The organism is Seongchinamella sediminis (genome assembly GCF_003457605.1).
Taxonomy (GTDB): domain Bacteria; phylum Pseudomonadota; class Gammaproteobacteria; order Pseudomonadales; family Halieaceae; genus Halioglobus; species Halioglobus sediminis.
Window position 1 is genome coordinate 1 of sequence record NZ_QRAN01000023.1, and the last position, 15,299, is coordinate 15,299.

General features: G+C 60.7%; 9 protein-coding genes and 1 riboswitch. Of the genes, 3 read left to right on the forward strand and 6 right to left on the reverse strand.

Going from position 1 to position 15,299, the window contains the following annotated elements:
- On the forward strand, positions 1-1,444 hold a 1,444-nt coding region (locus DWB85_RS16785), incomplete at its 5' end, for an HNH endonuclease signature motif containing protein (RefSeq protein WP_133300659.1).
- A gap of 318 nt (positions 1,445-1,762) precedes the next feature.
- On the opposite strand, the gene DWB85_RS16790 is transcribed toward DWB85_RS16785, so the two are convergent.
- Genes DWB85_RS16790 through DWB85_RS16805 form a run of 4 tightly spaced genes read right to left on the reverse strand, consistent with a single transcriptional unit; the run spans position 1,763 to position 7,462 of the window.
- A complete protein-coding gene (locus DWB85_RS16790; RefSeq protein ID WP_162846175.1) occupies positions 1,763-2,932 on the reverse strand; it encodes a lanthionine synthetase C family protein in 1,170 nt (389 codons plus the stop codon).
- A gap of 55 nt (positions 2,933-2,987) precedes the next feature.
- Positions 2,988-4,100 carry a CaiB/BaiF CoA transferase family protein gene (locus tag DWB85_RS16795; RefSeq protein WP_117956877.1) on the reverse strand — a complete coding sequence of 371 codons (1,113 nt, stop codon included), beginning with the start codon at positions 4,098-4,100 and terminating at the stop codon, positions 2,988-2,990.
- A gap of 51 nt (positions 4,101-4,151) precedes the next feature.
- Complete coding sequence (locus DWB85_RS16800; protein WP_117956879.1) at positions 4,152-5,939, reverse strand: tetratricopeptide repeat protein; 1,788 nt, start codon at positions 5,937-5,939, stop codon at positions 4,152-4,154.
- Between the two features lie 56 nt (positions 5,940-5,995).
- The gene (locus tag DWB85_RS16805; protein WP_117956881.1) at positions 5,996-7,462 is read right to left on the reverse strand and encodes an acyl-CoA carboxylase subunit beta; all 1,467 of its coding nucleotides are present in this window, start codon (positions 7,460-7,462) and stop codon (positions 5,996-5,998) included.
- A gap of 138 nt (positions 7,463-7,600) precedes the next feature.
- Positions 7,601-7,761: riboswitch (cobalamin riboswitch) on the forward strand.
- A 95-nt stretch (positions 7,762-7,856) separates the two neighbouring features.
- Between DWB85_RS16805 and DWB85_RS16810 the strand changes: the two genes are divergently transcribed.
- Entirely contained in the window at positions 7,857-9,698 is a 1,842-nt protein-coding gene (locus DWB85_RS16810; RefSeq protein ID WP_239017362.1) for a TonB-dependent receptor plug domain-containing protein, read from the forward strand.
- A gap of 57 nt (positions 9,699-9,755) precedes the next feature.
- On the opposite strand, the gene DWB85_RS16815 is transcribed toward DWB85_RS16810, so the two are convergent.
- Positions 9,756-11,411 carry a sulfatase-like hydrolase/transferase gene (locus tag DWB85_RS16815; RefSeq protein WP_117956885.1) on the reverse strand — a complete coding sequence of 552 codons (1,656 nt, stop codon included), beginning with the start codon at positions 11,409-11,411 and terminating at the stop codon, positions 9,756-9,758.
- A gap of 303 nt (positions 11,412-11,714) precedes the next feature.
- On the opposite strand from DWB85_RS16815, the gene DWB85_RS16820 reads away from it, so the two are divergent.
- Positions 11,715-13,235 (forward strand): hypothetical protein, encoded by a 1,521-nt coding sequence (locus tag DWB85_RS16820; RefSeq protein WP_239017363.1) that lies wholly within the window; start codon positions 11,715-11,717, stop codon positions 13,233-13,235.
- 894 nt (positions 13,236-14,129) lie between these two features.
- Here DWB85_RS16820 and DWB85_RS16825 read toward each other — a convergent pair.
- The gene (locus DWB85_RS16825) at positions 14,130-15,275 is read right to left on the reverse strand and encodes an acyl-CoA dehydrogenase family protein (RefSeq protein ID WP_117956887.1); all 1,146 of its coding nucleotides are present in this window, start codon (positions 15,273-15,275) and stop codon (positions 14,130-14,132) included.
- Between the last annotated feature and the right edge of the window lie 24 nt (positions 15,276-15,299).

The window sequence follows — 15,299 nt, forward strand, 5'->3', positions numbered from 1 at the left end:
CGCACTTCCTGCCGAACTTGAAACCGACCAGGACCTGGCCGATCACATCACCCTGCTGGCCGGCCAGATCAATGCCGCCAACCACCGTCTGTTAAAGCTCATCGCGGAGTTTGACCGGCGCAAGGGCTGGAGTGGTGGTGGCACGCTGCGCTCCTGTGCCCACTGGTTGAACTGGAAATGCGGGATCGCCCTGGTTGCCGCCCGGGAAAGAGTGCGGGTAGCCCACTGCCTTGAAAACCTGCCGCAAATTGATGCTGCCTTCGCCGCCGGCGAGATCAGCTACTCCAAGGTCCGCGCCATGACCCGCGTGGCGACCCCGGCGAACGAGGATTACCTGCTCTATATTGCCCGCCAGGGCACCGCCAGCCATGTGGAACAGGTGGTGAAAAAATACCGCGGGGTATGCCAAAAACCGGATCAGCCTGTTGAGCAGGAGCAGGAAAACCAACGGGAACTGCTTTACTACCAGGGCGATGATGGTATGTGGATCATCCACGCAAAACTGCCCCCTGAAGCCGGCTCCCTGTTGGTAAAGGCCATCGAGGCGATAGCCTTGCCCGGGCAGCAGGCAGCGCAAAAACAAGCCCAAAACGATTCCGCGGAATCGTTTTCACCCGCACAGTCGAAGGCAAAGACAGAGCAATTCCAGCACTTACTCAGCCACACTCGTGCGGACGCCCTGGTAGCCATGAGCGAACATTTCCTGGCGACTTACACCAGGGATGGCGAGCAGCGGGGACTAACAGGCAGCGAGCGCTGCCAGGTGATGCTGCATGTGGATATCAACACCCTGCGGCAGCACAGCAAAGGCACCGACTGCGCCCATGAGCACTGCCACCTCGATAATAAGACCTGGCTCTCCCCGGACACCGCCCGACGGCTGGCCTGCGATGCCAGCCTGCTCACCGTGCTGGAAGACGAAAACGGCGAGGTACTCAATATCGGCCGTCGCAGCCGCACGGTGCCTGCCCATATCGGCAGGGCATTGAAAGCGCGCGATAAAACCTGCCGTTTTCCAGGCTGCTGCGAATCTCGGTACGTTGATTTTCACCATATCCAGCACTGGGCCGATGGCGGTGAGACCAGCCTGGACAACCTCGTCACCCTGTGCCGCTACCACCACCGGCAATTACACAGTGGCAGCTTCTCTATTAGTGCGAGTAAAAACAAGGGTAAAACTCAGATGACTTTCTTGAGGCCCTCAGGCGAGGAAATTGAAAGCAGCTTCTATCCACAGTTTCCCCACGATTCCGCGGAATCGTCTGCGCAGGCCTTGAGCAGCATCGCGCCCGGGGTTGATAAGGGCACTGCTGTCACCAACTGGCGAGGAGAGGATTGCGACTTCGGTATGGCGGTAGACGCCTTGTTTTGGCGTGATGGCGGTAGCAATACCACTAACACGGTGTGTCATTCCACGTATATACACTCGGAATCCAGCAGATAGCCCAGCCACTGCAGCACTATGATATCGCTGGTTACCGAGGACAGTTGTCAGCGACAGCGAAATAGCCATCGCCGGCGAACTGGAAAAAGCCCAGGGCAAATGATCAATAAGCCGCTACATCACTGCGGCCTCGGTCTTGCCACGGTAAGCCCTCAACTGCATCATCCTGCTTGCGCCAGCCCTTGCGTCTGTCGAAATCGGCGATAAGTTTAAGTAGGCGATGGTTGGCAGCATTGATCTGGCCGGCCAGCAGGATGATGCGATCGGCTCGTGTTTCTGCAGTTTCGCTCTGTTTTTACTGGCTTTTTTGAAGTTTGATTAGAAATAGTCAAGGGTGGGGAAATCGGCCCTGGCATCGATACAATCCGCCAGGAACAGGGCGAGCCCCATGTCACCGTCCCACAGGCTCGAATTGCTCGCGCGCCTGGACTCGGCGTACTCGGCGCGCTGCTCCAGCGCCGATACCGCAAACTGACGCGCGCGCTGCAGCCACCGCGCATCCTGCGTCAGATGGTACAACTTCAGCAGGGCATAGCCATTACCCGGCGTGCCATGGCACAGGCCTGGATACTTGTTGAGTGGTCCCGCCTTCCAGGTTAGTTCGCCGGCTTCCAGCAAGACCTGGTCAACGTCCTCATAACCACGACCATAGAGCGCAGACAAACTAATCACAAAGCCCGGAGACCCATGGCACTGCTGGACCAGATTCCGGTCGCGGCCTTTCCGCGCCTTGCCGATACTGGGTGGCCAGTTGGCAAGACCCTGTTCGCGTTGCGCAGTGCGCGTCACAGTGCTTGCAATACTATCAAGCCACTGCTTGCGCATTTCTTCATCGAACAGTTCCAGTGAACGCAACAGTGGAAAGACGTTTCCCACATAACCATGTCCCGCGCCGGTCAGCCAGGTCTGCTCTCCGTAGAGTTCGATATGCCACATGGCACAGCCGCTTTGCGGCTCGGGTTCGAGCCTCTCCCAGAGGTAGGCGGCGCCCCGGCGTACATGATCGGCAAAGCGTTGTTCGCCGCTTGCAGCATACAGGTGACTGGCCACCAGCATGGTGCTGGGCGCACCCCAAAGGTTTTCCATCCAGGGATGCCCGATATTGGCAGCAATCAGTTCATCGAGCCGGTCCAGCAGGCCTGGCTTGCCGGTTTCCTTCCAGACCTGCAGGTAAACCCCGGTATCGCCGAGATAAAAGGAATGGGAGAGCGGCACACCATATTCTGCAAATAATGCATCATAATTCAGGCGTTCTGGGGTAGCCGCCAGTTGAGTTGCGCAGAGTTCAGGTAGAGATTGCTCCAGGTAACCCCGTGCGTAAAGGGTATCGAGCGTCCAGGCGATCCCCGCAACACCGGCGTAGAGGCTCAGGGGCAGTTCCTCTTCACCTGGCCAGAGCCCACTTGCCGAACGGGCAGAGAGTACGGCATCAACCAGGGATTGGATTTCGTGTCGCGCCCTGGTTTCATCCCAGGGTGTGGCACTCACCGCGCGGTGACGATCTGGCTCGAAAAGTGGGACTGGGTCTGACATGGTCACCGACTCAAGATTGATAATTTAGCATGACCCCTGCTGCCTCAAACGACTGCACTTCCTCCTCACTGAACCCGGCCTCAGCGAGAATCTCGGCAATGTGCTCACCCAGCCGGGGCGGATGGCGGGTGAGGCTGGCCGGCGTATCGGAGAAGTGGCCGGGGTAACGCACATAACGCAGGGTGCCCGGTTCCGGGTGCTCGGCATCGAAGAGGGTGCGATTGTGCCTGGCCTGGGGATCCTCCGCGAATTCGCGAATCGTTTTTACCTTGCCGCAGGTAACGCCATTGGCGTCGAAGCGGGCCAGCAGTTCATCCGTCGGCCAACTCCCGATCTCTTCCTCGATGGCATCCAGCCAGGGGCCGAAATCGCTAATGCGCTCACCGACATTGCGCATACCCTCGCGCTCTAGCAAGTGCTCGCACTCAAGCGCCTGGCAAAGTCCCTCGAAGTGATTGTCCTGCAGCGCCATGCCCACCACGTGGCCGTCGAGGGTCGCGAAAGTGCGCAACACCGCCAGTGGTTCCGCATCCGGCAGCTCCGAGGGTTGGAAACTGTCTACCGGCAGCATATCTGGCAAGGAATTGGCCGCGCAGGCGTCGATCATCGGTACATCCACGCGCTGGCCACGCCCGCTGCCGTTGATGCTCTCCCGGGCATAAAGTGCCGCCATAGCGATGCCGGCAGCGGTGGTCGCGGTGGTCTTGTCAACAATAGCGGACTGGATCAGTTGCGGTTTGCCGCCAAACCGTTTGCCCTGTATGTGCATCATCCCCACCAGACCCTGGGCGATGGGGTCATAGGCAGGGCGAAAACTCTCCACCAGGATATCCACGTCGGTCGCCAGCCGCTTGAGGATGGCAATACCTTCTTCCTTTTGTAAGTTGAGCGCCAGGCTGCGCTTGTTGCGATTCATCTGGTAGTAGAAGCCGGTGAGGCCGCCGTTTTCCGGCGGCATCATCCAGCGCGCCACCTCGCCGTGGGTGGGCTCGATCTTGATCACCTCGGCGCCCAGGTCGCCCAGCATCTGGCTGCACAGGGGGCCGGTGATCATGGAGGTGACATCCAGAACGCGAATGCCCTTGAGTGGGCCCTCACTGGCTTTGCCAAGTTCGATGTCCAATTGCTACTCCTGTTACTGTTTTATTATCGGTCCGTGCGAGTGTCCCAGTGGTCACCTTACAATCTCCTGATCGAGTGCTGGCACCTCAAGCTGGTACCTGGCCAGCTGGGCGTCACTGGCGCCGGCTCGCGCCAGAAATGCCTGCCAGCGTGGATCAGGGCGCAGGTTGTTGTACAGCGGCTGCAATTTCCATTCGCCCCAACCGCCGGCACCGTAGGTTGCATACTCGAGTTCCAGCCACCTGAATGCCTCATCGAGTTCACCCCGCCAGGCATAGACATGGGCGACTTCTGATGGCCACTTCTTACCCCACTGGTCGATCAATTCGTCCAGCGCGGTAGCGGCCTGCGTCTGTTGGCCGAGGCTGTAATAAGCCAGTGCCCGACCTTTTACCCGATGAGTGGCGTCGTTTTCTGTCGCCCAGATAGCCAGCGCTTCCTCAGTGCGGCCGGTGAGTAGCAGAATTTCGCCGAGGTGATAGCGGACATTGGCATATTCCGGGCTGAGGCGAAGCACGGAGTGAAAGGCCTGCTCCGCTTCATCCAGGCGATTGGCGTATTTATAGGCCAGGGCCAGGTTATAAGTCGCCACGGCGTCGAGCGGCGATGCCGCAACGCTGTACTCATGCAGCTTTATCGCTTCGTCTATCCGCCCCAGGGATTGCAGTATGGTGGCGGCGCCGCTCGCCAGGTCGAGATTCTGCGGCTGCAGCTGAAAGCCTTTTTGCAGGTAATCAATGGCTGCTTCCACGTCGGCATCGTACCAGAATGCAGCCCAGGCGAGCTGGTCGTAACCCGGCGCGTAGTCCGGATCCACACTGACCGCCCGCTGGGCCGCCTCACGCCCCTGGCGGTAGCCGTGATCGTAATCGATGAGGCCTTCTGCTGCCTGGTTTTGATACAGGCCACTCAGCTCCGCCCACGCCGGCGCATACCGGGAATCGATGTCCAGCGCCTTGCGCAGCAACTTTGTCGCTTCCATCATCTTTTCCGGGCTGCCACTGCGGGCGAGATACCTGCCTTTCAAATACAGGGTATAGGCATGTGGATCAGCCTGGCGGACTCGGTATAGCTGATCGCCAAGGATCGCGGCTTCCAGGGTCGCGCTTACCTGCCGTGAAATCCTGTCCTGGATTGAAAATATGTCACTGTATGCCTCCTCATAGGTCTCCGACCAGACATGGAAGCCGCTGCTGGCCTCGATTAACTGCACTGTGATGCGCACCTGCTCGCCGTCACGACGAACGCTACCTTCAAGCACATGTGACACATTAAGTTGGCTGGCGATGTCGCTGATGGCGAGCCCTGAATGGCGGAAGTTGAACGATGAGGTCCTGGCGGCCACCCTGAGTGCGGGGTTTTGCGCGAGCAGGTTCAACAACTCCTCGGCCAGGCCATCGGCAAAATATGCCTGGTCCTGTGCCGCCGTCATATCATCAAACGGCAGTACCGCAATCGACTTTGTTGGCGGTCCTATCCAGGGCGATGCAGGACTCAACAAAAACTTGTCGATGGCGAAGAACAGTACCGCCATCGCCAGCACAGCGATGATAACCAGGTCGCTTTTACGGCTGCCGCCCCCGGCAATTTCCGGGTCGCGATCAATGTCCGCCTGGGCGCGTAACCTGCCCGGAGACCATTCAAATACCCAGGCCAGACAGAGTGCAGGGATAAAGCCAATCAACAGGGCGAGAACAACCCAGCGAATATGCGATTCATCAAGATCGTATATCGGCAAGGTGGTTTCCAGAACCTGCACCAGCAACCAGGCCACCGCCAGGTAGGCGATCGCCGCCCGGTGCACGTTCCGGCGCCTGAGTTCCGCGATAAACCCTTTCATCGCCAGCAGTATAGCCCGGTTGGGAGCGCACTGAGCGACAGCCTGCAAGCTGCGCTTTAAAAAGTCCTCTCTTCCGCCTGGCTGCGCCCCAGCACATCGATGATCTCGGCCCGCAACTCCCGCGGATCGACCACCTTGTCAAAGGCCATGGCATCGGCGGGGACCCAGGCCCCGGCCTCCCGCGCCAGCATCTGCGCCTGCTCCTCGTCACTGGCACCGGCTGCCCGGGCGCCGCCGATGGCGGGAATGCCGCCGAGAGATACCGAGGGCAGGGCGATACTGATCGCCTGCCGGTCCCAGGGGTTCATGCCCATTACCGAGGAACCAAAACCGAACGCCTTGCGCAGGGTGACGACAATTTTCTGCCCGCGGAATCGCCGCTGGGCGCTGAACATGCGGCCCGCCGCTTTCAACACGCCCTGTGCCTCCGATTGTGGTCCCGGCAACACACCGGGGTTGTCCACCAGGCTCAGCAGCGGCAGCCCGAAGGCATCCGCCACTCCGATAAAGTGACTGGCCTTTTCCGCAGCCTGGCGGTTGATGGCGCCAGCCAGCACCAGCGGCTGGTTGGCAATCACCATGACCACGTGGCCGCCCAAACGCAGCAGGGCGCAGATAATGGACTCCCCGAAGGCCGGTTGCAGTTCGAATACGCTCTGCTCATCCGCTAACAGCTCCAGCACCGCGCGCATATCGTAGGCCCGGGCGCCAGCCGGCGGCAGCAGGTCGAGTAGCGCCTCCTGAGAGGGTGCCGCGTCCGCCGGCTGGCGCTGCCCGGCCAGCAGCGACAGGTAACGGCGAACCTGGTCGAACGCTTCCTTCTCGTTAGCTACCAGGTTGTGCACCACGCCGCTCTCCCGGCTGTGCATCTGCCCGCCGCCCAGTTCCTCGGGGGTAAGCCGCAGCCCCAGTGCGGCTTCCACCAGCGGCGGGCCGGCGGTGAACAGCGAGGCCCCCTCTACCATGACGATAAAGTCGGCGAACATCCCGGTGAGCGCACCGTGCCCGGCGGAGGCTCCCAGCACCATGCACACCACCGGCACCACGCCCTGCAAGTCGGCGACCAGTTGCAAGTCATTGGGGGTGTTGGGGTAGCGTTCACGGCCGTTGCCGGCCCGCTCGCCGGCACCGTCGAGCATGATCACCAGGGGCAGGCGCTGCTCCAGCGCCAGTCGCACCAGCCGCGTTCTCTTCGCCGCGTTGACGTGCCCGATCGAGCCGCCCTTGACGGTAAAATCCTCGGCCAGCGCCACCGTGCTGCGGCCATGGACCCGACCGGTGCCGCCGACAACACCGTCGCCTGCCAGGGGGGCATCCCCGCCGGGATGCTGGCCGCCGGCCAGGGCGCCGATTTCCCGGAAACTGCCGGGGTCGAACAGGCGCTGCAGCCGCTGCCGTGCGGTCAGCCGGTTGCGCGCCTGTTGCTGTGCTATTTTTTCGGGCCCGCCCATCGCTTCCGCTGCCTGCTGGCGCTGCTCAAGTTCCCGCAACAGGTTGAGCCAAAGTTGTCGATTGTCAGCCATGCGAGACTCCATCTGTGTTCACAGTTACTCTAGTCTAGTCGCCATGCCTGGCATACCAGCCACCTGGTAAATTGCGAAGCCGGAATAACTATCACGACCCGGCCGGACAATAGTTTGACAGGCTGGCCCAAACTGCCTACAGTGCGCCCCGGTTCTGGTGCCTGTCACCCCCGGCCCACTGCCGGTCAAGTCAGGTTAAATGGGAAGTGAGGTGATACCCCGTATCCTCCTCCGCTGCCCCCGCAACGGTCAACAGCACACGCTGAGAGCCCGAAACCAGCCAGGACTGAGCAACGATGGAGCGGAGGGCTTCATACATGGTTGTCCAGCCCAGCGCTGTATCTCCTGATCCCCTCCCTCAGTCGCCCCATTCCAGGCAATTGAGGAATTCAAAGTGAAAAAGCTTGTAACTGTTCTTGCGCTGGCGGCCGCCAGTAATGTGTCCGCCCAGGGCGAAAGCCGGCTGGAGGAGATTATCGTGGTTTCTTCCCGGGTGCCCATGCCCTTGCGGGAGATCGGCACCTCGGTGTCAGCCCTGTCCGCCGATGAGATCCGTTTTCGCGGTTACTCCTCGCTGTATCAACTCCTGCGCACCCAGGCGGGCGTCGCGGTCACCAATACCGGCGGCATGGGCACACCCTCCGCTGTCAGGATCCGCGGGGAGGAGGGCTATCGCACCCGGGCCTACATCGACGGTATCGACATCTCTGATCCATCCAACCTGCAGATGAGCCCGAATTTCGAGCACCTGATGAGCGCCGGCGTGGACCGGGTTGAAATCCTGCGCGGCCCCCAGGGCCTGATGTACGGCGCTGACGCCGGCGGGGTGATCGACATCACTACCCGGCGGGCGACAGACGGCTTTAGCGGCTCGGTTGAAGCCGAGGGCGGACGCTACGACAGCCAGCGCGTTAGCGCCAACGTTGCCGGCGGCAATGACCGGGTCGATTTTGCGGCAAGCGCCGCGGACTACGAGACTGAGGGTTTTAATTCACGTGCGGATGACCTTTCCCGCGATCGGGATGGTTACGACAATACCAGCCTGCACGGTCGTCTCGGTTTCAATGTGACGGAAGACCTGCGCCTGGAACTGGTCGCCCGGGATGTCGAGGGCGAAGGCGAATACGACAACTGCTATAACGCGGTAACCTTTGCCTTGAGCAACGACTGCATCAACGAATACGAACAGCAGGCCTGGCGGGTCGGGCTGTCCTACGCCCACGGCAGCCTGACGCACCAGCTGGCCTATAGCCACTCCGACACCGAGCGCCAGTTTTTCGCCGCCGGTGCTCCCAGTTTTGGCAACGGGGAAGGGGAGCTGGATCGCACCACCTATACCGGTACCTGGAAGGCCAGTGAGGATATCAACCTGGTATACGGTGTCGACCTTCGCACCGACGCCTTTGACAACGGCTATGCCGACCGCGAGCGCGACCAGGAAGGTTACTACGCCGAGTACCAGGGCAATCACCTGGACAACCTCTACGTCACCGCGGGCATCCGCTATGACGATAACGAGGATTTCGGCAGCCATACCACCTATCGCCTGAGCGGCGCCTACCTGTTGCCGGTCGGCCCCGGGGAAATGAAGATCAAAGCCGCCTACGGCACCGGCTTCCGGGCCCCCAGCCTGTACGAGCTGAACTACAACGAAACCGGGTTCCCGCCAGCGAGCGAGCTTGACCTGGACGCAGAAGAGAGCGAGGGCTATGACCTGGGGCTGGTGTGGGCCATGGACAACGGCCTCTACCTGGAGGCCACGTACTTCGACCAGGACATAGACAAGGAAATCTACTTTGACCTGGATTTCTTTTCCGGCTACCTGCAGGGCCAGGGCAGGTCGGAATCGAAAGGCGTGGAGCTGGTGGCGCTGGCGCCGCTGGCACTGGGTTTCAGCCTCAATGCCAACTACACCTATAACGACACCAGTGACTTCGACGGCGAGCAGCGCGCCCGGCGCCCGGAACAGTTATTCAACCTGGGCCTGAAGTGGGCGACGGCAGCAGAGCGGTTTGCAATCGGCCTTAACGTCCGTGGTGCCTACGATGCCGTGGACACCAGCGGCGAAGCACTGGCTGACTACGAGGTGGTGGACCTCAGCGCCGACTGGCGCGTGGTGAAGGGCCTGCACCTGTTTGGTCGGGTGGAGAACCTCACCGACGAGGACTATGTCGAGGTGCCTGGTTTCAACAGCGCCGGCGCAGCCGCTTACCTCGGTGCCCGTTACAGCTTCTGATTGCCGCCAGGGGGCAAGGCCTCGCGGTGTTGCCCCCTGGGGTCCCCCATGCCGCGATCAATAGCGTGGAATGCGGCCGGTAATCGGGCACTGGGGCTCTGCTGCCAGCGTCTCACGCAGGGTCGCCTTCGGCGGCGGGCAGTCGTACATGATGCGCCCGCTTTCTCCATGGAGAAAATCCATGGTACGCAGCGAGGCCTCCGACGGCGGCGCGCCGGTGGTCGGCGCCTGCTGCAGTTCCGACAGGGGAATGGGGTAGGTGGCCCAATCCAGTGGCGCGCGCCACCCCGGTGGCGGCGCGATCTGGCCGCGTATGCCGTTAATCGGGTGCAATGCGCGCCACTGCTGAATCTGTCGACTTAACATAGCCACCACCTCCGGGTGCTGCTCGGCCAGGTTGTTGTATTCGTTCGGGTCCTCCCCGATCCGAAACAGGTAGTTCCTGACCTCGGTGGTCAGTTGACCCTGCTCAATCTCCTGCACCAGTTTCCATTCATCATTGAAAGCCGTGAGGTTGAAGTGGCCATAAATGGGTATTTCCGAGGCGAAGTACAGGTAGTCTTCACGGGCCTGTGTCTTGCCCTCGCTGATAGCCGGCCACATCGAACGGCCGTCCAGCGGGCGCCGGTTATTCGCGTTGATTCCGGCGGCTTCCGCCAGCGTCGGGAACACGTCCATTACCGACATGATCTGCTCCAGTTTACTGCCGGCAGGTATTTGATCAGGCCAGCGTAGCAGCGATATGACCCGAATTCCGCCCTCGAAGGTTTCACCCTTGCCGCCGCGCAGCGGAGCGTTGTCAGCCCCACCCAGCGAGTAGGCCGCGCCACCATTGTCGCTCATGAACAGCACGATGGTATTGCCGTCTATACCCTCCTGTTGCAGGGTTTCCAGCACCTGCCCGATGGCCTGGTCCATGGCATCGACCACCGCGGCGTACATGGGCCGGGCGCTCGGTTCGCCGCGTTTCTTGGCCATTTCGCGGGTGGCGTCGGTTGTTGCGGAGCGAGCCGGTGCCAGGTCGGTATTGATGTCTTTGTACTTCTTCTGCAAATCCTCCGGCGCGTCCAGCGGGGTGTGGGGCGCGAGAAAAGGCATATAGACGAAGAAGGGCTTTTGCTTGTTCCGCTCGCGGATGTAACGGGAGACCTCATCGGCAAGCAGGAAGGTTTCATAGCCATCGTCGTTAATGGAGACCCCGTTACGCTGGAAATCCTTGCCGCCCTGGTTGGAGAAAGGCGGGTAGAAACCGACTTCTGTATGCAAGTGCCCGTAGAAGTGCTCAAAACCACGCTCGTTGGGGTGATAGGTCTGCTGGGCATGACCCAGGTGCCACTTGCCGACCATGGCCGTCTGGTAACCCGCGGCCCTGAAGCTCTGCGGCATGAAATGTTCATCCGGGTGCACGCCGTTGCTATCCCAGGGCATGATCACCCCGTAGGCGACGCCGAGTCGCATCGGATCGCGACCGGTCATCAAGGCTGCGCGCGTCGGCGAGCATATTGGCGTGGTGTAGAAGCGGTCCAGTTGCATGCCTTCCCGGCCGAGCAAGTCCAGGGAGGGGGTATCGATGTCACCACCGTGATAACCGACATCGTTCCAGCCCAGATCATCCGCGACGATCACAATAACATTGGGCCGTTCGTCCGCCGCCAGCGGCCAGGCCACAAGCGCGCAGGCAGCGGCCAGTAAATACAACGCGGTCTTCAACATGGTTCAATACTCCAGAGTGTTGGTGCGGCAAAGCTTGCCCCGGGACAGGCGCCCCGGCGATGACTAGAATACCTGAGCTCCAGGGCCAGCCCGGTTCAATCTGTCGAACGCCGGCAGTCCAATTGACGCCTTCCCGCGCTTATCGGCATAACCCGGGCGATCGCTGCTGAGTATAATGAGGCATCCTGGGGCACCGCCATCTACCATAGAGCAGGAGCCTGGTCGACTGCCGCCGCATCTGATGGGCTGTTTGTTGAACTGGAAACAAGGCCCCGCTCCTGATTCAGCCGGAGGAATGCAGTTATGTTAGTGCGTAGTTTTCTGGTGATGCTGGTCCTGGCGCTGGCATTGGCGGCAACCCTGGCCTGGTTTACCCGCAACGTTGATGGACCCATACCGGGGGACTTTTCGCCGCGGGAGGTCGCCTCTGTCAGGACCTTTATCGGCCAGCCGCAGCAGGCGCGGCCCATCGCGGCGGTCCCGCCGGAGGACCATCCTTTCCTTGCTCGCGGCGGCAGCAATAGCATGCATAACGACAGTTACCAGAGTGATACCTATAGCTGGGCTGGACCGCTGGGGCACAACACCCAGGTAACAAGTGCCTGGTTTCATCCCATTGTCGGCAGCTGCGTGTCCTCGGTTCTTGATCCGCAGGGGCGCCTGCTTTCAACCTGCGTAACGCCGTTTGGCGTGACCCTCGTCGCCCGTGACCCGGCCTCACTGGCTGTGCTGGCCAGGGAAAAGATCACCTTCTGGCTGCCAACTGGCAACAAGTTTGGCGGCGGTGTCTACTTTCACCAGGATCACGAGGGCCGGGTGCTGCTGGCCAGCAATGCACCCGCGATCGAGCTGTGGCAGCTGGTGGGGCAGGGCGGCGATCTCCGCTGGGCAAAAGCGCAGAGCATTCCCCTCGGCGCGGCACTGGATGCGATACGCCCCGAAGAGCACCGGGTGATAGACGTAATGCCGGACTGGCAGGGCGACTACTGGTTCATTACCCGCAGCGGCCTGGTGGGCGTGGCGGATCGCGACGGCAGTGACATCGCAGTAATGGCACTGGCGGGCGAGGGCATTGACAACGCCCTGGCGGTGAGCGCCCAGGGCGTGTTTGTGGCCTCCAACCATGCGATGTACCGCTTCAGCCGCAGCGCCGATGGCCGCCCACAAGTGGACTGGCGGGAAGTATACGACCGCGGCTCCGCCCCCAAGCCGGGCACCATGGGGCACGGTACGGGTACCACCCCCACGCTACTGGGCAATGACTTCGTCGCCATTACCGACAACGCCGACGGGCGCATCAAGGTCGTGGTCTACCGCCAGCAGCCAGCGGCAGGGGAGAGTCCGCTGTTCTGCCAGCTGCCGGTATTCAAGCCCGACCGGGGCACCTCGGAAAACTCCCTGGTCGCGTTTGGCGACAGCTTCATCGTGGAGAATAACTTTGGCTACCAGGGGCCCTACGATAATTTCGATGCCGAACCCGGCCTGGCGCGAATCGATATTGATCGCAGCGCGGACAGTTGCGCACTCGCCTGGGAGAACCTGGAGATCAGCGGTCCCTCGTCCGTACCCAAGGCCTCACTTGCCAATGGGTTGATGTACATCTACGGCCGCGACGACAGTAATCCGGCTGACATGCACGCCTGGTACCTGATTGCCGTCGACCTGGGCACGGGGGAGCTGGCGTTCAAGGTGCTGACCGGGGTAGGGAAGAAGTTCAACAATCACTACGGCAGCATTTCCATCACGCCCGACGGCGCCGCCTACATCGGCACCCTGGGGGGCATCGTCAAGGTGTGGGACGCATCACGCAGAAAAGGCCCATGATCGAACCGGGCGCAACTGCCTGCGGTTATACGACTCTTCAGCAAAACCATATTTAACATAATATTGTTATTGAATGCGCGAGCGCCGATGGCAGGGCAATGCAATAAATTGCATCCTTGTGCTGTGACCCCGTTGCGCCCGATACCTGATCTTGCCAGCGGCCAGGGCCGGTAACCGTCACAATATCCGCCCGATTGCTGGCCCCTGGTCCACGCAGCAAGCGGAACAAGCTGCCGGTCACAACCCAGGCAACCCCCCCGACAACGGTGTGGTGGCCTCCCGTAAGCTGATCGTCCCGGTAAGGCTTCCGGACACCTGAAATCACGTGGGCGGGCCAAACGCGTGAGCGAAACCAGGCCTGAATCTCGCCTGGGCAGGGTTAGGAGGCTGCTGAACCCGGTTTCATGCGCGTAGCGACGCGTGCCGATAGTGCTCAAGACAGCGGCTGGCGAGACAGTAGCTGCCTGGCCAGTGTCGCTAGCGGCTTTCACGGCGGGACAAAGCCAACGACTAACTTGTCCCATTGACGCCAGATAACAGGCAGGCCGCGCCTGGTTCAAAATCAGTGGGCTTAGTGCGGGCAGCTAAAGCACCGGCAAACGGCATCGACCAGTCGAAAGCAGAAGGTGCAGGTCAACAGAAGGGTATCAACACCGGGCCCAAAATAGCCTTAAGTCTGGCCGTTGGGCCTGAAATAGCAGCTCCAGCGCAGTTATAGCCCTCCCCACGGATTTATCCACATATACGCATAATATATATTATGTTAAATATAAGATTTGGACACGCAGTTGTCCACAGGGCCAGTACGCAGCTTCCACCCTCCCCGCGATGTCGGTTAATTTTTCAGAACAATAGCTGGCTGCCGCAAACAGCGGCAGTGGCCCCGGTGGGAAATCAGCTTTGCAGCAGTTTCCGGGCGATAATCAGTTTCATGATTTCATTGGTACCGCCGTAAATGCGGTTGATACGGGAGTCGGCGTAAGCGCGCGCCACCGGATACTCCCACATGTACCCATAGCCACCGTGCAACTGCAGGCATTCGTCGGCGACCCGGTTCATCAGTTCAGAGGACAGCAGTTTGGCCTTGGAGGCCGTTACCGTATCCAGTTTGCCGGCCACGTGGAGTTCTATGCAGCGGTCGACAAACACGCGCATGGCGGTCACCTCGGCATCCAGTTCCGCCAGCTTGAACTGGGTATTCTGGAAGCTGGCTATGGGTTGGCCGAAGGCCTGGCGTTCCTGCACGTAGTCTACGGTACCGGCCAGGACCGATTCCATGCCGGCGGTACAGCCAATCGCTATGCTCAGGCGCTCCTGGGGCAGCTCCTGCATCAGGTAGATAAAACCCTTGCCCTCCTCTCCCAGCAGGTTTTCCTTCGGAACCCGCACGTCGTTGAAGAACAGTTCGGAGGTATCCTGCGCTTTCAGGCCCAGCTTTTCCAGGTTTTTGCCCTTCTCGAAGCCCGGCGTCCCGGCCTCGACCAGCAGCAGGCTGGTGCCGGCGGCGCCGGCGGAGGGATCGGTTTTACAGACCACGATTACCAGGTCGGCCAATTGGCCGTTGGTGATGAAGGTCTTGGAGCCGTTGATCACGTAGTCATCGCCATCGCGTATCGCGGTGGTCTTGATGGATTGCAGGTCCGAGCCGGTGCCCGGTTCGGTCATGGCGATGGCGGTAATGATATCGCCGCTGAGGCAACCGGGAATGTACTTCTCCAGTTGGGCCTGGTTGCCGATATTCAGCAGGTAAGGGACGGTGATGTCCGAATGCAGGCCAAAGCCGATACCGCTAAGCCCCCTGCGGGCGGTTTCTTCGTCGAGAATCGCGTTATAGCGGAAGTCCAGGCCCAGGCCGCCGAGGTTCTCTGCTGTGCCTGGCGCCAGAAAACCCATGGCGCCGGCTTTCTGCCACAGGGCGCGGTCAATCTGGCCATCCTTCTCCCACTGGTGGTGATAGGGAACCGCTTCCGCTTCCAGGAACTTGCTCACGCTATCACGGAATTGTTCGTGCTCGGTTTCAAACAGGGTTCTCGGGATCATGCTTAACTCTCCAGCATTGCGAAT

Bases quoted from the DNA above. Each gene is read 5' to 3' on its own strand.
- DWB85_RS16820 (WP_239017363.1), top strand. From the start codon at position 11,715: ATGTTAGTGCGTAGTTTTCTGGTGATGCTGGTCCTGGCGCTGGCATTG.
- DWB85_RS16805 (WP_117956881.1), bottom strand. From the start codon at position 7,462: ATGGCTGACAATCGACAACTTTGGCTCAACCTGTTGCGGGAACTTGAG.
- DWB85_RS16815 (WP_117956885.1), bottom strand. From the start codon at position 11,411: ATGTTGAAGACCGCGTTGTATTTACTGGCCGCTGCCTGCGCGCTTGTG.
- DWB85_RS16800 (WP_117956879.1), bottom strand. From the start codon at position 5,939: ATGAAAGGGTTTATCGCGGAACTCAGGCGCCGGAACGTGCACCGGGCG.
- DWB85_RS16825 (WP_117956887.1), bottom strand. From the start codon at position 15,275: ATGATCCCGAGAACCCTGTTTGAAACCGAGCACGAACAATTCCGTGAT.